The organism is Pseudomonas sp. C6002, from assembly GCF_013385805.1.
Classification (GTDB): domain Bacteria; phylum Pseudomonadota; class Gammaproteobacteria; order Pseudomonadales; family Pseudomonadaceae; genus Aquipseudomonas.
In genome coordinates this window covers 1-16,777 of sequence record NZ_JACAPH010000003.1, presented here as the reverse complement: position 1 = coordinate 16,777, position 16,777 = coordinate 1, and the positions used below count along the sequence as shown (strand labels likewise).

The following is a 16,777-nucleotide window of genomic DNA, read 5'->3' as shown; positions in this document are numbered from 1 at the left end:
TGGACCTTTGAAGCTAGCCCGTATTTGCAGATATGCAAACTTTTACAGCGCAGCGTTATTTAAATTATAAATTTGCCTTAACGCTGTTTATTGTCATGCCTTTAAGTTATGAAGCCGGCGCCTTTATTGGCTATATCTAATAAACGCTGCGCCGGCTTAATAAGTTAGTTGAGTGCACAGTTGTTGGCTCAATGGTTGTTTTGTTCAGGAGTGTTCATGTCTCAATCCTCGGAAAAGCTGCGCCTCAATGCCTTGATCGCCCTGGTGGTGGGCTCGATGATCGGCGGCGGGATTTTCTCGTTGCCGCAGAACATGGCGGCGCGGGCCGAGGTAGGCGCGGTGTTGATTGGCTGGGGCATTACCGCCGTGGGCATGCTGACCCTGGCCTTTGTGTTCCAGACCCTGGCCAACCGCAAGCCGGAACTGGATTCCGGCGTATACGCGTACGCCAAGGCCGGGTTTGGCGACTACATGGGTTTCTCGTCGGCCTGGGGCTACTGGATCAGTGCCTGGATGGGCAACGTCGGTTACTTCGTGTTGCTATTCAGTACCCTCGGCTACTTTTTTCCGGTGTTCGGCCAGGGCAATACCCCGGTGGCGATTGGCTGCGCATCGGTGTTGTTGTGGGCGGTGCATTTCCTGGTGATGCGCGGGATCAAGGAGGCGGCGTTCATCAACCAGATCACCACCGTGGCCAAGATCGTACCGCTGGTGATGTTTATCGTGATCGCCGCCGTGGCATTCAAGGGCGATATCTTTACCCGGGATATCTGGGGCCTGAGTAATCCGAATTTCGGCGGCGTGGTGGATCAGGTGCGCAACATGATGCTGGTCACGGTGTTTGTGTTTATCGGCATCGAGGGCGCCAGTGTCTACTCGGCGCGGGCCGAGAAACGCTCGGACGTGGGCCGGGCCACGGTCATCGGTTTCCTGGGGGTGTTGGCGCTGCTGGTATTGGTCAACCTGCTGTCGCTCGGGATCATGAGCCAGCCGGAACTGGCCAACCTGCAAAACCCGTCCCTGGCCGGGGTGCTGGAACATATCGTCGGCCCGTGGGGCGCGCTGTTGATCAGCATCGGCCTGGCGGTTTCGCTGTTGGGCGCGCTGCTGTCGTGGGCCTTGCTCTGCGCCGAAATCCTCTATGCCACCGCCCATGACAAGACCATGCCGGCGTTCCTGAAAAAGGAAAACGTCAATCAGGTGCCGGTCAATGCGTTGTGGCTGACCAATGTAATGATCCAGCTGTTCCTGGTGATCACGCTGTTTTCGGAAAGCACCTACACCACCCTGATCTACCTGGCGTCGTCGATGATCCTGGTGCCCTATCTGTGGTCGGCGGCGTATGCGGTGCTGTTGAGCGGCCGCGGTGAAACCTACGAAGGCGCCCATGGCGAACGCACCAAGGACCTGCTGGTGAGCCTGATCGCCCTGGCCTATGCGGTGTGGCTGCTCTACGCCGGTGGCCTGAAGTACTTGCTGCTGTCGGCGCTGCTGTATGCACCGGGGGTGATCCTGTTTGCCCTGGCCAAGCGCGAGCAGGGCCAGCCCTTGTTTACCCATCTGGAAAAAGGCATTTTCGCCTGCGTGATCGCCGGGGCGAGCCTGGCGGCGTATGGGTTGTACAGCGGGGTATTGTCGTTGTGAGAATGCAGCTGGCGTATCAGGCGCCGTATGACTGGGCGGCGATGTTGGGCTTTTTGTCGGCGCGGGCGATCAGCGGGATGGAGACGGTGGACGCAGGCGTTTACTCGCGCAGTATCAGTGTCGACGGTCAGCAGGGTTGGCTCAGTGTGTCGCCCGGGGCCGGTGATTGGCTTGAGGTAACGGTGGACTTCCCCGACCCGGCAGCGTTGCCGGAAATTGAGCGGCGGTTACGGGACATGTTTGACCTGTCGGCTGACCCGAAACGGATCAACCGGCAATTGGCGAATGATCCCTTGATGGCGAGCTTGGTGGCGGCGCGTCCTGGCTTGCGGGTGCCGGGAACCTGGGATGGGCTGGAGTTGGCGATCCGCGCGGTGTTGGGCCAGCAGATTACCGTGGTGGCGGCGATCAAGCTGGCGGGCAAGCTGGTGGCGCAGTACGGCACGCCGCTGGTGACGCCCCATGCCGGTGTGACCCATGTGTTTCCTTCGGCCGAGGTGCTGGCAGCCGCAGATTTGGCAACCCTCGGCATGCCGAAAAGTCGCGGGCGTACCTTGTCGGGCGTGGCCCAGGCGTTGCTGGATGACCCGCAGATTTTCCAGGCGAAGGCGAACCTGAAGGAAGGCGTGGCGCGGTTGGTCGCATTACCCGGGATTGGTGACTGGACGGCGCAGTACATCGCCATGCGCCAGATGCGCGAGCAGGATGCGTTTGCCTCGGGGGATATCGGTTTGATCAATGCGCTGGTGGCGCTGGAAGGCGGGCCGGTGAGCCCGCGCCAGTTGCTGGCGCGGGCTGAGGCCTGGCGACCGCTTAGAGCCTATGCGGCGCAGCATTTGTGGACATCACTGAGCCGCGCGGATTGATTCTGCGTACCTGTGGCGAGGGAGCTTGCTCCCGCTGGGGCGCGAAGCGGCCCCATTGACCCAAAAGCTGGGGCCTGCTGCGCAGTCCAGCGGGAGCATGCTCCCTCGCCACAGGATCTTCGGTCACCACTGAGGGCGGTGTGAGCCCAATTCCCCTGCGGGCAAGTCCCACTGCAACGGTGTCCCGCTGATGGTCACCGGGGGCAGCAAGCGGTGGGCCGGGCCCCAGGCGGTTTGCTCCACCACCAAGCCTTGATCACCCGGTTCTTCGGCCCGCAGCGGTAGTTGTTCAGGGACTTGTCCTGCGTCCACCAACAGCTTTGCCGTGCGCGCGAGGGACAACTGTGCCGAACCGCCGCGGCCGTATTTCAAGCGTTCACTCAACGCCTGAATCGCACTGGCCGCCATCAAATACCCGGTGGCGTGGTCCAGCGCCTGCAACGGCAGCGGCACCGGTTTTTCCGACTTTTTCCACTGCCTGCCAGCCTCGGCAATCCCGGTGCTCATCTGCACCAGGCTGTCGAACCCCCGGCGATTGCGCCACGGGCCGCTCCAGCCGTAGGCGTTGAGGCTGGCGTCGATCAGGCCAGGCGCGATGGCTTGCAGCGCAGCCCCACCGTAGCCCAACTGTTCCAGTGCATCGGCGCGGTAGCCGTGCAGCAGAATGTCGGTGTTCTTGAGCAGGTTTTCGAAGATCAGGCGGTCGTCGGGGTTTTTCAGGTCCAGGCGGGCGCAACGTTTGCCCAGGGTCATTTCCGGCACCACGCCGGGTTCGTTCCAGTCAGGGGAGTCGATGCGCAGTACATCGGCGCCGAGGCCAGCCAGAAAACGGCTGGCGGTGGGGCCGGCCAATACGCGCGTCAGGTCCAGCACCTTGATGCCCGCCAGCGGCCTTGCCACCGAGCCCAGCCAGGGTTTGTCGCTGAGGGCTGCAAAGGTCTGGCGATGGACCAGCGGTTCCTGATTGACCGCCAAGCCTTGTGGATGCACCTGCCAGTCTTGCCACGAGCGCATCTGCGCCGCACAGCCGTTCGCCTCGACAATCGCCTGTTCCAGCTCGGCAGCGGTCCATGGCGCAACCTTCGCGGCCATTGCTTCACGGTCAGCGACCTGCCCGAGTACGCGCTCGGCGGCGGCACGGTGATGCGGTGCATTGGTGTGCAGGCGAATCCAGCCATCGGTGCAGGCGTAGTCGCCGGCAATCGGGTCCCACAGCGGCGGGGTGGTCCAGCCGTCGGGGCGCAGCGAGGAGGAGAACCAGAACGAGGCGAGGCGCCGGTCCACGGTCACCGAGGGCAGGCGCCCGGTTTGCTGCAACAGCAACTGGGCGACCGCCTGGCCCGCGGCACCGATGCTGGCGCTGGCCAGTTCGGTGACGGCAAAGGTCGAGGGCAGGGCGCCGACTTCGGTTACGGCCAGTGGGGTGACGGGTAAATCGAGTGCTTCCTGGATGGGGGTGAGCAGATCAGTCATCAAAGGCCCTCCTAATGAGAAGGACCATCATAGAAGATCATCAGGGTTGAATGACAACCCCAGGCTCCAGCGGCAGGTCCACGCTGGCGATAAAGCCGCCGCCTTGATGATTGGCCAGGATCAGGCTGCCGCCATGGCGCTCTGCGGCGCGCCGCGCAATGGCCAGGCCCAGGCCATGGCCCTGGGCGGTTTGCCCCGGGGCGCGGTAAAACGGCTCGCCGAGTTGGCTCAGGTGTTCGGCATCCACGCCGGGGCCGTGGTCGCGCACACTGATCACAATGCGTTCGCCCTGGCGTCTGGCTTCCATTTCAATCGGTTGCCCGGGCGGGTTGAAGCGTTGGGCGTTGCGCAGCAGGTTATCCACCGCGCGTTCGATCATGGTCGGCCAGCCCTTGAGGTGCAGCCCGGCCTCGGCATCCAGTTGCACGGGTTGGTCCGGCGCGCCGAGCAAGGCGTCTTTTTGCAGGGTCCGGAGTAACGGGTTGAGGTCGATGTCTTCGGCACTGGCGTTATCGGCGTCCACCCGGGCGAGTACCAGGATTTCGCTGATCAGCGCTTCCAGGCGGTCGCATTCGCGGGTCAGGCGCGGCCAGAGTTTTTCCCGCGCTTCGGGGGTGGCCCGTTCTGCCAGGGCCAGGGCGATCCGCAGGCGGGCCAGGGGCGAGCGCAGTTCGTGGGACACATCCCGCAGCAACTGGCGCTGGCTGCCGATCAGGCTTTGCAGGCGGGCGCCCATGCGGTTGAAGTCGGTCGCGAGCACGCCGAATTCGTCGCGACGGTTGGCCAGCCGCGCCAGGCTGTTCTGCTGATAGGTGGTCTGGCCCAGGTCGTGCACTGCGCCGCGCAGGCGGCTGAGGGGGCGGGTGATGGACAACGTCACTAACAGGCTGAACAGGGTCAGCACCACCAGCGCAATCGCCAGGGCACTCAACGGCCAGAGCAGGCTGCTGCGGTGCCAGGCGTCCAGTTCCGGGTGGGGAATGCGGTAGATCAGCAGGTAGGTGTCGCCGGTTTTTTCGCTGGTGTACTCGGCGGTCAGCCGGCGCCAGGGCAGGTGGCGGTCCTGGCTGTCGTTTTGCCGGGCTTCGAGGGCGGCGGCGCGGCGCGGGAAAGTGCCGCGCACCACAGGCTCGCCGCTTTCGTTAAGCACTTGCACGTCAATGTGGTACTGACGCTTGCGCTGCTGCAGCAGCTCCTGGGCGGCGTCCTCGCCCTGGGCCTCGTAAAGCTGCGTCCATTCCTGCGCGAGGTTATTGAGCCCGGGGTGGCGGCTGAGAATCCAGGCGTCCTGGTTGAGCATATGCCCAAGCAGGATCGACAACCCGGCAACCAGGGCGATGGCCAGCCAGAAGCTGGCAAGGACGCGCCAGAACAATGAACGCACAAGAAATCCTCAAACAGGAAAAGCCCAGCGGCGGTGGCCACTGGGCTGGGAGTGAAGCTAGATCATTATTGCGCTTTTTGCGGCTGCTGGGCTTTCCAGGCCTGGAATTCCTTCCACTCGGCGCGGCGCTCGGCTTGTTTCTTCACGATCTCGTCGAATTTCTTCTGTTGATCGGGTTTCAGCACGGCACGGATGTCGGTCTGGGTTTTCTGCTTGGCGGCCGCCATTTCGTCTTTCATGGCTTTCTGATCAGCGGCTGGCAGTTTGTCCAGGTACTTGCGCACCAACTCTTTGCGAGCGTGCCATTGCTGGCCCATCAACTTGCCGATCTGCTGGCGCTGTTCAGGGCTCAGGTCCAGCTGGCTGAAAGGGCCACCTTTGCCCCGCATGCCGTGTTCACCGCCGTGACCTGGGCCACCCATCATGTGGCCTTCAGGACCGCCCATCGGGCCTGGGCCTTCTGGCGCAGCGGCCATGGCAACGGTTGGCAGGGCAGCAGCGAACATCAAAGCGATAAGGGTCTTGCGCATGGTGATTCTCCTGTCTCTATTCCGGTGAGTCCGGATGTGAGTAGATTACGGAGATCAAGGTCAGCGGCAGTCAGGGGACGGTAAAGCTTGGGTAAAGAGGATTTTGGGCGGGGCTGACAAAACTATTGGCGACCGTAGCGGCTGTCGAGCCTTGGCGAGGCTGCGAGGCAGGCGCTGCGGTCTGACACATGTACCGAGGCGATGCTGTCGCAGCCTCGCCGAGGCTCGACAGCTGCTACGCGGGCTAGAGGCTGTAGTAATAGCCGCGGCTACGCAGCGCCACGATCCGTGGCCGGCCATCCGGGTGCGGGCCGATCTTCTTGCGCAGGTTGCTGACGTGCATGTCCAGGCTGCGGTCATACAGGGTCAGCTTGCGGCCCAGGGCGATTTGCGCCAGTTCCTGCTTGTCCAGCGGCTCGCCGGGCTGACGCAGCAAGGCTTCCAGCAGGCGGCTTTCGGACACGGTCAGGGCAAATTCCTGTTCATCGATAGTGACCACGCCACGCACCGGGCTGAAGCACAGGTCGCCCAGCTCCAGCTGAGTGGACACGGCGGCCGGGTGGCTGCGGCGCAGCACGGCGCGCAGGCGCGCGGTCAGTTCACGAGGATCGCAGGGTTTGGCCAGGTAGTCGTCGGCGCCCAGTTCCAGGCCGAGGATCCGGTCCAGGGGTTCGCCCCTGGCCGAGAGCATCAGCACCGGCAGTTCCGGGTGGTCGCTGCGCAATTGCTTGAGCAGCTCCAGGCCGCTGCCGTCGGGCAGCATCACGTCGAGCACCACGGCCGCCGGGGCGGCTTCGGCCAATGCCTTGCGGGCGCTCAAGCCGTCATGGCAGGCGCGCACCTGGAAACCTTCCTGGCTCAACCAACTGGTCAGCAGCTCACAGAGCTCCTGGTCATCATCTATCAGTAACAGCTCGCTCATGACTCACTCAATTTAGCCATTGTCGACGGCGCCGGTGCCCGCCACTGGCGAAGATCCCGCATAACAGGGCGATCAGCGCGACTGCCCCGCCGGTCACGAACCATTGTTGTTGCTCGGTAAGCCAGCGTGGCAAGGCACTGCCCTGTGCTTCTTTGAGTTGCTGGACCAGGCGTTGGTTCTCCTGGCGCAGTTTACTCAGTTGGGTACTTTCCCGCGTGGCGTCAGCACTTTGCAATTGCTTGCTCAGCTCATCGCGCTGGCGTTCGCTCTCTTTCAAACGTTGCTGCAAATCGGTGATCTGGCTGCCGGCACTCAAGGACAGGGGCGTGGAACTGCCGGTGTTCGAGGTTTCTTCAGCGTGGGCCGTAGCCCCGATCATTAACACTGCCAACAGACACAACTGACGTAAGCGCATCGGAACTCCTGATTCCACACGAATATTCAGAACGTTGTCGGCAGGTTACCGGGAATAATGAGCGTTTAGGAGTGCGCTGAAGCCATTTGGTTCAGCGCGCAACGAATCAAGGCAGGACTTGCTTGAACGGTTTGACCAGCACCTGGGCGTACACGCCGGCCGCTACATACGGATCAGCATCGGCCCAGGCTTGTGCCGCCGCCAGGGAGGCGAACTCGACAACCACCAGGCTACCGGTGAAGCCGGCGTCTCCCGGGTCGTTGCTGTCTACCGCAGGATGCGGGCCGGCCAGTACCAGGCGGCCTTCGGCTTGCAGCTGTTTCAGGCGCTCGACGTGGGCCGGGCGTACGGACAGGCGTTTTTCCAGGGAGTTGGCGACGTCGGTGGAAATGATGGCGTAGAGCATGTCAGTCCTCGGTTTTCGGCGTGGTAGGGTCGGTGTCATGCAGGTGGCGCGACAGGTAGATACCCTGGCCGACCAGGAACAGCACGGTCATGCCCAGGCTGCCGAACACCTTGAAGTCCACCCAGTAGCTCTGGAAGGTAAAGGCGACGAACAGGTTGGCGGCGCCGCAGAACAGGAAAAACACGATCCAGGCGATGTTCAGGCGGGTCCATACCGGGTCTGGCAAGGTCAGCGCGTGGCCCATGATCCGCTTGATCAGCAGGCGATCACCGATGAAGTGGCTGCCGATAAAGGCCAGGGCGAACAGCCAGTTGACCACCGGGGCTTTCCATTTAAGGAAGGTTTCGCTGTGGAAGGCCAGGGTCAGGCTGCCGAACACAAGGCAGGCGACCAGGGTCAGCCACTGGCTTTTTTCCAGCTTGCGCTGGGAGATGAAGAGCGCGCCGTAGACCACCACGGAGCTGATGATCAGCACCGCCGTGGCGCTGTAGATGCCGCCGAGGGTCAGCTCGTGGCCGGCAAGATCGATAACGCGAGGGTCGGTTTTGTAAACGATGAAAAACAGCAACAGCGGGATGAAGTCGATGAATTGTTTCACAGTAAGAGCCAGAAGCTGGATGTGGCGGCATAATAACAAACATCCTTGGTAGCGAAAGCGCCAGCTGACTTGAGGTTACACACTCCCGTGAATGTTGATTTGCACTGCCATAGCACAGCCTCCGACGGCGCCCTGGCGCCCGCGGTCCTGGTTGCGCGTGCGTTTGAAAAAGGCGTGCGAGTCCTGTCGTTGACCGACCACGACACCCTCGAAGGCCTGGCAGAGGCCCGCGAGGCGGCGCATGCGTTGGGCATGCAACTGGTCAACGGAGTTGAATTGTCCTGCACTTGGGGCGGCGCAACCATCCACGTATTGGGCTACGGTTTCGACGTCAACGCGCCGCCGCTGGTGGAGGCCATCGCCAAATTGCACGATGGCCGCTGGCTGCGGTCCGAAGAAATAAGCCGCAAGCTGGCCCTCAAGGGCATGCCCAACGGCCTGGAAGGCGCCCGCGCCATCCAGCAGGAACTGGGTGACAGCGGCAACGCCCCGGCCCGCCCGCACTTTGCCGACTGGATGGTGCGTGAAGGTTTTGTAAAGGATCGCGCCGAAGCGTTCCGCAAATGGCTGGGTGCCGGCAAGCTGGGGGACGTCAAGCAACACTGGCCAACCCTGGAAGACACCGTTGGCACACTGCGGGCAGCAGGTGCCTGGGTCAGCCTGGCGCATCCGTGGCATTACGATTTCACCCGCAGCAAGCGTCGCAAGCTGATTGGCGACTATATTGGAGCGGGCGGCCACGCAATCGAAGTGGTCAACGGGCATCAACCCGCCGAGCAGGTAGGCAGCCTGGCGATTCTTGCCCGTGAATTTGGTCTGCTGGTCAGCGCCGGCAGTGATTTTCATGGCCCCGGCGGCTGGTCCGAGATTGGCGAGTACCGCGCCGTTCCGGAAGATTTGCCGCCCCTTTGGTGTCGCTTCAAACATGACCCCATTATTGCCACCGTCTGAACAGGTAGAACACGTGAGTCAATTCTTCCAGATTCATCCGGAAAACCCGCAGGCGCGCCTGATCAAACAGGCCGTGGAGATCATCCGTGCCGGTGGCGTGGTGATCTACCCCACGGATTCGTCCTACGCCATCGGTTGCCAGATCGGCGACAAGAATGCGGTCGAGCGCGTAAGACGCCTGCGTGACCTGGACAAGAACCACAACTTCGCACTGATTTGCAGCGACCTGTCCCAGCTGGGGCTGTTCGCCAAGGTCGACACCGGCACCTTCCGCCTGCTCAAGGCCCACACGCCGGGGCCCTACACCTTCATCCTCAACGCCACCCGCGAAGTGCCGCGCCTGCTGCTGCACCCGAAGAAGCGCACCATCGGCCTGCGGGTGCCGGAACACCCGATCGCCCTGGCGCTGCTGGCCGAACTCGGTGAGCCGCTGATGAGTGTGTCGCTGATCCTGCCGGGGGAAGAAGAGCCGTTGTACGACCCTTATGAAATGCGCCGGCTGCTGGAAAAACACGTCGACCTGATCATCGACGGCGGCTACGGCGGCAACAAGGCCTCCACCGTGATCAACCTGGCCGATGGCGAGCCGGAAGTGGTGCGTGTGGGGTGTGGCGACCCGGCACCGTTCATGGTCGAGGCCTGAATGTCGGCCGTGGAAACCGTCGACAGCCAGGCGGGCGCCCAGCAGGAACTGCCATTTGCCATGGTCTACGGCCAGGCCGTGATGGAAATGCCGCTGGACCTGTACATCCCGCCGGATGCGCTGGAAGTCTTCCTCGAAGCCTTCGAAGGTCCGCTGGACTTGCTGCTGTACCTGATCCGCAAGCAGAACATCAATATCCTCGACATCCCGGTGGCGGAAATCACCCGCCAGTACATGGGCTACGTCGAACTGATGCAGACCGTGCGCCTGGAACTGGCGGCCGAATACCTGGTGATGGCCGCGATGCTTGCGGAAATCAAGTCACGCATGCTGCTGCCGCGCTCGGAGACTATCGAGGCGGAAGAGGATGACCCCCGCGCCGAACTGATCCGCCGCCTGCAGGAGTACGAGCGCTTCAAGGCCGCGGCCGAAGGCATCGACGGTTTGAGCCGGGTCGGCCGCGATGTGGTGGTGCCCAAGCTCGACGCCCCGGAAGCCCGGGCGCGCAAGCTGCTGCCGGACGTGAGCCTGGAAGAGTTGCTGATGTCCATGGCCGAAGTACTGCGCCGTGGCGATATGTTTGAAAGCCACCAGGTCAGCCGCGAGGCACTGTCCACCCGCGAGCGCATGAGTGATGTGCTGGATCGCCTCAAGGGCGGCGGGTTTGTGCCGTTTGTCGAGCTGTTTACCAAGGAAGAAGGGCGCCTGGGGGTAGTCGTGACCTTTATGGCGATCCTTGAGCTGGTCAAGGAATCCTTGGTCGAGCTGGTCCAGAATGAGCCTTTTGCGGCTATCCACGTGCGGGCGCGAGCCGAATAAAGAGCTGAATCGATGAATCTGACTGAACCCCGCGAACTGGCTCCGCTGCTGGAAGCCTTTCTCCTGGCCTCGGGCAAGCCGCAATCCCTGGAGCGCCTGTTCGAACTGTTTGAAGAAGCCGAGCGCCCTGAGCCGCCGGTGTTCAAGAAGGCCCTGGAGATTCTGCGCAAGTCCTGCGACGGCCGTGCCTTCGAGCTGCGGGAAGTGGCTTCCGGGTATCGCCTGCAAATTCGCGAGAAGTTTTCGCCGTGGGTCGGCCGCCTGTGGGAAGAACGCCCGCAGCGCTATTCCCGCGCGATGCTGGAAACCATGGCGCTGATCGCCTATCGCCAGCCGATCACCCGGGGCGAGATCGAAGACGTGCGCGGCGTCGCGGTCAACAGCCATATCGTCAAGACGTTGCTGGAGCGGGAGTGGATCAGGATCGTTGGCTACCGCGACGTGCCCGGCAAGCCGGCGATGTTTGCCACTACCAAGGTGTTCCTCGACCACTTCAACCTGAAAAACCTCGACGACTTACCGCCGCTGGCCGAGCTGCGGGAGATGGAGCCGGACCCGGTCCTGGATTTCGACGACGCACCGGTGCCCGCCGGGTTGCAGGAGCTGGCCGACGCCAGCGCCGAGCCGGAAGAGCCGAAGGACGAAACCAGTTTCCACACATTGTTGCTGGAACTGGATGACATGGAGCAGGGCATCAAGACTGACTTCGATGACTTGCTGCGTGATGGTGCGGCCAGTGACGGTGAGCAGGAGCCTGCGCTGCAACTGAACGTTGAGGTTGAGCTGCCAGTCGAAGATGAGCCCGAGCCTGAACCCGAGGAGGACATCCTCGGCGTCGCCGAAGCCCGTGCCAAACTGCTGGCCGCCGTCGCAGCGCTCGAACAACCGCCGCTGAGCGACGAAGAAGACGAAGCCCGCGCCCTGGCCGAAGCCATCGAAAACGAGCGCCGCCAATTCGAAGACTGACGCAGAACAAAATGTGGGAGCGGGCTTGCTCGCGAATGCGGTGGATCAGCCAAGCATCCGGCGACTGACACACTGCATTCGCGAGCAAGCCCGCTCCCACATTTGGATTGTCGCCAGCAAGGAGAACTCAAATGAGCTCCACCAAAGACCCCTGCATCAGCATTTGCAAATTCACCGACGATATCTGCGTGGGCTGCGGGCGCAGCAAGCGCGAGATCCGTGCCTGGAAGAAACTCGACAAGGTCGACAAGCGCACGGTACTCGCCGAAGCCGAGCTGCGCCTGCTGGCGCTGGGTGCCACCGGTCGGCGGAAAGGCAAATGAGCCTGCACTTATCGACTAGTCTCTGATGCGCAACGCGCGCCATGAGCGTATGATTCGCGACCCTTTGGCGATGCGTTCGCCAAAAGCCCAGCTTTTACTATCTTCAGGCCAAGCCTGAATCGACACACCGGGAGGTGCTTAAGATGAGTGACCAAGACCAGAACGACACCCAGGAAATCGGCCCCGCAGGCGAAAAACTGCAGAAAGTCCTCGCCCGTATCGGCGTAGGCTCGCGCCGCGACGTAGAAGCCTGGATCACCCAGAAGCGCATCAAGGTCAACGGCGTTGAAGCCACCCTTGGCCAGCGCGTCGACCTGCACGATGCCATCACCATTGATGGCAAGGTCATCAAGCGTGAAGAGGCCGCCGAATCGGTGCGCCGCGTCATCATGTACAACAAGCCTGATGGCGAAATCTGCACCCGTGACGACCCGGAAGGCCGTCCAACAGTATTCGACAAGATGCCGCGCCCCAAAGAAGGCCGCTGGATCAACATCGGTCGTCTCGACATCAACACCACCGGCTTGCTGATGTTCACCACCGACGGTGAGCTGGCCAACCGCCTGATGCACCCTTCCTACGAGATGGACCGTGAATACGCGGTACGTGTGCGTGGTGAAGTCGATGACGAAATGATCGAGCGCTTGAAAGCCGGCGTCGTGCTGGAAGACGGCCCGGCCAGGTTCACCGACATCAAGCAGGCGCCGGGCGGCGAAGGCTTCAACCATTGGTACCACTGCGTGGTGATGGAAGGCCGTAACCGTGAAGTACGTCGCCTGTGGGAATCCCAGGGCCTGGTGGTCAGCCGCCTGAAGCGCGTGCGTTTCGGCCCGGTGTTCCTCAACTCCGACCTGCCGATGGGCCGCTGGCGCGAAATGAGCCAGTACGAAGTCGACATCCTCAGTGCCGAAGTCGGCCTGACGCCGGTGGCCATGCCGCAGATGAACGCCAAGAGCAAAGACAAGCTTGAGCGTATGCAGCGTAAATCGTCGCGTCCGGTGGCGCGTACCGACCGTGTTGCCCGCACCCTGCGCCCTGCGCTGGATGCACCGGCCACGGGCGGCCGCATCTCCCGCGAGCCGCACATCGAAGGCGAGCGTCGTCCTTCGGCACCGGCCCGTCAGGATGGCGAACGTGCGCCGCGCGCACCGCGTCCAGCCGGTCGTGGTGATGCACCTGCCGGCGGTCGCGGTAACCGTGGCGAGTCTGGCCGTGGTGCTCCGGCTGCCGGCCGTCCCGACGACAGCGCCAGCACCAAACGTCCAGCCAAGCCATCGCCGAAAAAGCGCCCGGGCCTGAAGCTGGTCGATGACGCGCCATCGGGCAAGCGTCGTGGTGCACCGGCCGGTTCCGGCCAGCGTCCAGGTTTTGGTCGCAAGAAGCCGCAGTGATTCGTTAAGCGCTGCATAAAAACGCCAACCCTCGGGTTGGCGTTTTTTTTGGCCTGGATTTGGAACCTGCTCTATGAGCAAAGCAGGTCCATTGTGGGAGCGGGCTTGCTCGCGAATGCGGTGTATCAGTTGATACATCCAGTGACTGACCCACCGCATTCGCGAGCAAGCCCGCTCCCACAGTTGATCTCCATTGTTTTGGCGGGCGTGTCAGAACATGAAAGCCCCATCGAACACGGGTTTATCGTCGAGGGCTAACACGCCGCTGGCGAAGATCAGGTCCAGGTGGTGGCTGCCTTTCTGCCCGCCACCCAATCCCAGGTGCAGCCCGCAATGACGCTCTTCAAAGCCGGCGTTGCGCGCATACAAATCCTTCACGCCTTCATTGGTGCCAATGCCCAGTTCTTCCACCCGGCGATTGGACGGGTTGGCATTCAGGTATTTGTTGAAGTCATCCGCCAGCCCCGGCACTTCGCTGGCCACGGTGCAAATGGTCGAGTTCTCGATCCACAGTTCCAGCGGTGATTGCAGCACGCCGTATTTGCGCGCAAAGGGAATGGTGCTGAGGAAGGTGCCGACGAACCGCACCTGGCCGTTGATGGCCTCGCTGTGGGTGGCGATCTCGCCGGGTGCCAGGTCGTGGTTGCCGATGCCGTTGATATTGGTCCACTTCTTGATGCTGCTCATGGGCGCTTCAAGGCGCGAGCCATGCTGGTCGGTGAAGCTCAGCACGCTGGCCTGGGACATGCGCCGGATCAACGTGGCGTTGAGGTCGGCAATCCGCTGTGGGGCGACGCTGAAGGTGTCGTAGAAGTAATCGCCATAGTCCTTGAGCAGCAGGGACTTTTTCCAGTGCTCGGCCATCACGCCCTGCAGTGCGCGGATAAAGTCCGGGCCTTCGGCGCGTGGGTTGGGCAAGGTCGAGGAATCGTAGAGAAACATGTACAGGTCACAGCCTTCGATGGCCTTGGCCAGCGTTTCGCTGGGGGCTTGGTCCAGGCGTTGTACCTGGAAGTCGAAGCGGGCAGCGCAGCCCTGGATGATCGACTGGGCGATGGCGTCGTAGCGTTCGGTATGGCCAAGCAAAATGGTGGGGCGGTGCAGGCCGGCGAGGGCCGGGTGATGGGCGAGGTAATACAGAAAATGTTCGACGGCGCGGGCCTTGTCCATGACGTCCTTCCTTCAAAGCCTTCGGTAGGAGCAGTGGCAGGTGCGGCGTCCCGCACCTGCCGGGGTGCCTGATCAGATTAGAAAGGCCACATCGCGGTGCCGAACGGCACGACGGCATCGGCTTGCATCATTTCAACGGCGGCCTCATGGGTCGGCGCTTCAAACCAATCGTCGAGTTGCAGTTCGGTTTCCAGGTCATTTTCCAGTGCTTGCATGGTGAATCTCCTAGATGACGTTGTTTGAGAACGAGCTTGCCAGCTTGCTGCGCTGGGCAAGTGGATGAACCTAGAAGAGAGTGTTTGGGATTGCAAAATTTTTATTGACACGGTTCCATTTGGATTTTTTATTCCGTTTTGATGGCGATTTGGTTTATGTCGATGAAACAGAGAGTTGGTTGTATGGTTTTGTAGGAATCGTCCTTTCGTCAACTTCTCGTTATCTGAAAGAATTTTCCTAATGTCCCTCCTATCTGCCGCACCGCATCCTGTCAGCCCAGACAGGTTTGGCGGTGTACAATGCGCCGCGTTTTACTGTGATCCCACTCTCTCAGGGCTATCCGCCTTGTTCATTCCGCCTGGCCACAAGCCCGTCGGGTTCGATTTCGTCACAGATAAAAACAACAGGTGACGTATGACCGTAAGAAAAAACGCTGGACCGGGGTTTGATCGGCGCTGCTGTAGCCCGTTACCAAAGCAGCACCCCTCCATGAGCACCCTCAAACCTTGCGTGAGACCCTTTCCATGAGTGAAGCCAACTCGCATTCAGGCGAACTGAAGCGCGGCCTGAAAAATCGCCATATCCAACTGATCGCCCTCGGTGGCGCGATTGGCACCGGGTTGTTCCTGGGGTCGGCCGGCGTGCTGAAATCCGCCGGGCCGTCGATGATCCTCGGGTATGCCATCTGCGGCTTTATCGCCTTCATGATCATGCGCCAGCTGGGCGAGATGATCGTCGAAGAGCCGGTGGCCGGTTCCTTCAGCCACTTTGCCCACAAGTATTGGGGCGGTTTCGCCGGCTTCCTGTCGGGCTGGAACTGCTGGATTTTGTACATCCTGGTGGGCATGTCGGAGCTGACGGCGGTCGGCAAGTATGTGCACTACTGGTGGCCCGAGATCCCGACCTGGGTGTCGGCGGCGGCGTTTTTTGTGCTGATCAATGTGATCAATCTTTCCAACGTCAAGGTCTTCGGCGAGGCCGAGTTCTGGTTTGCGATCATCAAGGTGGTCGCCATTGTCGGGATGATCGCCCTGGGCAGTTACCTGTTGGTGAGTGGCACCGGTGGGCCACAAGCCTCGGTGACCAACCTGTGGGAGCACGGCGGGTTCTTTCCCCATGGCGTGGGTGGTTTGGTGATGGCCATGGCGATCATCATGTTCTCGTTTGGCGGCCTGGAGATGCTCGGGTTTACTGCGGCTGAGGCGGACAAGCCACGCACGGTGATTCCGAAGGCGATCAACCAGGTGATCTACCGGATCCTGATTTTCTACATCGGCGCGTTGGTGGTGCTGTTGTCGTTGACGCCTTGGGACAGCTTGCTGGAGACCCTGAATGCCTCCGGGGACGCCTATAGCGGCAGTCCGTTTGTGCAGGTGTTTTCGATGTTGGGCAGTAACACGGCAGCGCATATTCTCAACTTTGTGGTGCTGACGGCGGCGTTGTCGGTTTACAACAGCGGCACTTACTGCAATAGCCGGATGCTGTTGGGGATGGCCGAGCAGGGTGACGCGCCGCGGGCATTGGCGAAGATCGACAAGCGCGGGGTGCCGGTGCGGTCGATCCTGGCGTCGGCGGCGATTACGCTGGTGGCGGTGTTGATGAATTACCTGATTCCGCAGCATGCGCTGGAGTTGTTGATGTCGCTGGTGGTGGCGACCCTGGTGATCAACTGGGCGATGATCAGTTTTTCGCATTTCAAGTTTAGGCAGCATATGGATCGGACGGGGCAGGTGCCGTTGTTCAAGGCGCTTTGGTATCCGTATGGGAATTATGTTTGCCTGGCGTTTGTGGTGTTTATTCTTGGGGTGATGCTGCTGATCCCGGGGATTCAGGTGTCGGTGTATGCGATTCCGGTTTGGGTGGTGTTTATGTGGGTTTGCTACGGCATCAAGAACAGGCGTAAGGCTCGGGAAGGGGGGGTGTTGAGTCGGGGTTGATCTCGGGTACATATCCGTTGCTGCGGTAACGGCGACTTATGGTTCCGCTCTTACAGCGGGTCACTTTTGGCAAACGCCCCAAAAGTAACCAAAAGGTCTTTGCCCCACCACTCGGTGCCTCGC

General features: G+C 61.5%; 18 protein-coding genes. 9 read left to right on the top strand and 9 right to left on the bottom strand.

Annotated features, from left to right (window positions below; genetic code table 11):
- Positions 1 to 216 precede the first annotated feature (216 nt).
- The gene (gene arcD, locus HX817_RS01170; protein WP_087692651.1) at positions 217 to 1,644 is read left to right on the top strand and encodes an arginine-ornithine antiporter; all 1,428 of its coding nucleotides are present in this window, start codon (positions 217 to 219) and stop codon (positions 1,642 to 1,644) included.
- A gap of 2 nt (positions 1,645 to 1,646) precedes the next feature.
- Positions 1,647 to 2,510: a DNA-3-methyladenine glycosylase gene (locus tag HX817_RS01165; RefSeq protein WP_008433096.1), complete on the top strand. Its 864-nt coding sequence runs from the start codon at positions 1,647 to 1,649 to the stop codon at positions 2,508 to 2,510.
- Positions 2,511 to 2,633: 123 nt separating this feature from the next.
- Here the strand turns inward: HX817_RS01165 and HX817_RS01160 are convergent, their stop codons facing one another.
- The 7 genes from HX817_RS01160 to HX817_RS01130 form a co-directional block, all read right to left on the bottom strand.
- Entirely contained in the window at positions 2,634 to 3,983 is a 1,350-nt protein-coding gene (locus HX817_RS01160) for a CoA transferase (protein ID WP_177039668.1), read from the bottom strand.
- Positions 3,984 to 4,023: 40 nt separating this feature from the next.
- Positions 4,024 to 5,367, bottom strand: coding sequence for a cell wall metabolism sensor histidine kinase WalK (locus tag HX817_RS01155; RefSeq protein ID WP_003220063.1), 1,344 nt, complete (start codon positions 5,365 to 5,367; stop codon positions 4,024 to 4,026).
- Positions 5,368 to 5,432: 65 nt separating this feature from the next.
- On the bottom strand, positions 5,433 to 5,897 hold the full coding sequence (locus tag HX817_RS01150; RefSeq protein ID WP_087692654.1) for a Spy/CpxP family protein refolding chaperone: 465 nt from the start codon (positions 5,895 to 5,897) through the stop codon (positions 5,433 to 5,435).
- Between the two features lie 244 nt (positions 5,898 to 6,141).
- Positions 6,142 to 6,819: a response regulator transcription factor gene (locus HX817_RS01145; RefSeq protein ID WP_003220065.1), complete on the bottom strand. Its 678-nt coding sequence runs from the start codon at positions 6,817 to 6,819 to the stop codon at positions 6,142 to 6,144.
- Between the two features lie 7 nt (positions 6,820 to 6,826).
- The gene (locus HX817_RS01140) at positions 6,827 to 7,234 is read right to left on the bottom strand and encodes a hypothetical protein (protein WP_003220067.1); all 408 of its coding nucleotides are present in this window, start codon (positions 7,232 to 7,234) and stop codon (positions 6,827 to 6,829) included.
- A gap of 106 nt (positions 7,235 to 7,340) precedes the next feature.
- Entirely contained in the window at positions 7,341 to 7,640 is a 300-nt protein-coding gene (locus HX817_RS01135; RefSeq protein ID WP_003220069.1) for a YciI family protein, read from the bottom strand.
- 1 nt (position 7,641) lies between these two features.
- Entirely contained in the window at positions 7,642 to 8,238 is a 597-nt protein-coding gene (locus tag HX817_RS01130; RefSeq protein WP_003220071.1) for a septation protein A, read from the bottom strand.
- An 87-nt stretch (positions 8,239 to 8,325) separates the two neighbouring features.
- Here HX817_RS01130 and HX817_RS01125 point away from each other — a divergent pair, with 87 nt between their 5' ends.
- The 6 genes from HX817_RS01125 (at position 8,326) to rluB (ending at position 13,331) form a co-directional block, all read left to right on the top strand.
- Complete coding sequence (locus HX817_RS01125; protein ID WP_003220073.1) at positions 8,326 to 9,189, top strand: PHP domain-containing protein; 864 nt, start codon at positions 8,326 to 8,328, stop codon at positions 9,187 to 9,189.
- A gap of 13 nt (positions 9,190 to 9,202) precedes the next feature.
- Positions 9,203 to 9,832, top strand: coding sequence for an L-threonylcarbamoyladenylate synthase (locus HX817_RS01120; protein ID WP_003220075.1), 630 nt, complete (start codon positions 9,203 to 9,205; stop codon positions 9,830 to 9,832).
- Positions 9,833 to 9,952: 120 nt separating this feature from the next.
- Positions 9,953 to 10,651 carry a ScpA family protein gene (locus HX817_RS01115; RefSeq protein WP_173406103.1) on the top strand — a complete coding sequence of 233 codons (699 nt, stop codon included), beginning with the start codon at positions 9,953 to 9,955 and terminating at the stop codon, positions 10,649 to 10,651.
- A 12-nt stretch (positions 10,652 to 10,663) separates the two neighbouring features.
- Positions 10,664 to 11,617, top strand: a complete 954-nt coding sequence (scpB, locus tag HX817_RS01110) for an SMC-Scp complex subunit ScpB (protein WP_177039667.1) — start codon at positions 10,664 to 10,666, stop codon at positions 11,615 to 11,617.
- A 131-nt stretch (positions 11,618 to 11,748) separates the two neighbouring features.
- A complete protein-coding gene (locus tag HX817_RS01105; protein WP_003220079.1) occupies positions 11,749 to 11,940 on the top strand; it encodes a DUF1289 domain-containing protein in 192 nt (63 codons plus the stop codon).
- Between the two features lie 143 nt (positions 11,941 to 12,083).
- Positions 12,084 to 13,331, top strand: a complete 1,248-nt coding sequence (gene rluB / locus HX817_RS01100; protein WP_177039666.1) for a 23S rRNA pseudouridine(2605) synthase RluB — start codon at positions 12,084 to 12,086, stop codon at positions 13,329 to 13,331.
- A gap of 210 nt (positions 13,332 to 13,541) precedes the next feature.
- On the opposite strand, the gene HX817_RS01095 is transcribed toward rluB, so the two are convergent.
- Both HX817_RS01095 and HX817_RS01090 read right to left on the bottom strand, forming a co-directional pair.
- Positions 13,542 to 14,501, bottom strand: a complete 960-nt coding sequence (locus HX817_RS01095) for a leucyl aminopeptidase (RefSeq protein ID WP_177039665.1) — start codon at positions 14,499 to 14,501, stop codon at positions 13,542 to 13,544.
- A 77-nt stretch (positions 14,502 to 14,578) separates the two neighbouring features.
- The gene (locus HX817_RS01090) at positions 14,579 to 14,716 is read right to left on the bottom strand and encodes a hypothetical protein (protein WP_003175756.1); all 138 of its coding nucleotides are present in this window, start codon (positions 14,714 to 14,716) and stop codon (positions 14,579 to 14,581) included.
- A gap of 525 nt (positions 14,717 to 15,241) precedes the next feature.
- On the opposite strand from HX817_RS01090, the gene HX817_RS01085 reads away from it, so the two are divergent.
- Complete coding sequence (locus HX817_RS01085; RefSeq protein WP_177039664.1) at positions 15,242 to 16,654, top strand: amino acid permease; 1,413 nt, start codon at positions 15,242 to 15,244, stop codon at positions 16,652 to 16,654.
- Positions 16,655 to 16,777: the final 123 nt, after the last annotated feature.

What these genes read in the sequence shown, in the direction of transcription:
- HX817_RS01095 (WP_177039665.1), bottom strand. Translation starts at nt 14,501, where the DNA reads ATGGACAAGGCCCGCGCCGTCGAACATTTTCTGTATTACCTCGCCCAT.
- HX817_RS01160 (WP_177039668.1), bottom strand. Translation starts at nt 3,983, where the DNA reads ATGACTGATCTGCTCACCCCCATCCAGGAAGCACTCGATTTACCCGTC.
- HX817_RS01135 (WP_003220069.1), bottom strand. Translation starts at nt 7,640, where the DNA reads ATGCTCTACGCCATCATTTCCACCGACGTCGCCAACTCCCTGGAAAAA.
- HX817_RS01105 (WP_003220079.1), top strand. Translation starts at nt 11,749, where the DNA reads ATGAGCTCCACCAAAGACCCCTGCATCAGCATTTGCAAATTCACCGAC.
- rluB (WP_177039666.1), top strand. Translation starts at nt 12,084, where the DNA reads ATGAGTGACCAAGACCAGAACGACACCCAGGAAATCGGCCCCGCAGGC.
- HX817_RS01145 (WP_003220065.1), bottom strand. Translation starts at nt 6,819, where the DNA reads ATGAGCGAGCTGTTACTGATAGATGATGACCAGGAGCTCTGTGAGCTG.
- HX817_RS01150 (WP_087692654.1), bottom strand. Translation starts at nt 5,897, where the DNA reads ATGCGCAAGACCCTTATCGCTTTGATGTTCGCTGCTGCCCTGCCAACC.
- HX817_RS01090 (WP_003175756.1), bottom strand. Translation starts at nt 14,716, where the DNA reads ATGCAAGCACTGGAAAATGACCTGGAAACCGAACTGCAACTCGACGAT.
- scpB (WP_177039667.1), top strand. Translation starts at nt 10,664, where the DNA reads ATGAATCTGACTGAACCCCGCGAACTGGCTCCGCTGCTGGAAGCCTTT.
- arcD (WP_087692651.1), top strand. Translation starts at nt 217, where the DNA reads ATGTCTCAATCCTCGGAAAAGCTGCGCCTCAATGCCTTGATCGCCCTG.
- HX817_RS01140 (WP_003220067.1), bottom strand. Translation starts at nt 7,234, where the DNA reads ATGCGCTTACGTCAGTTGTGTCTGTTGGCAGTGTTAATGATCGGGGCT.
- HX817_RS01085 (WP_177039664.1), top strand. Translation starts at nt 15,242, where the DNA reads ATGAGTGAAGCCAACTCGCATTCAGGCGAACTGAAGCGCGGCCTGAAA.
- HX817_RS01165 (WP_008433096.1), top strand. Translation starts at nt 1,647, where the DNA reads ATGCAGCTGGCGTATCAGGCGCCGTATGACTGGGCGGCGATGTTGGGC.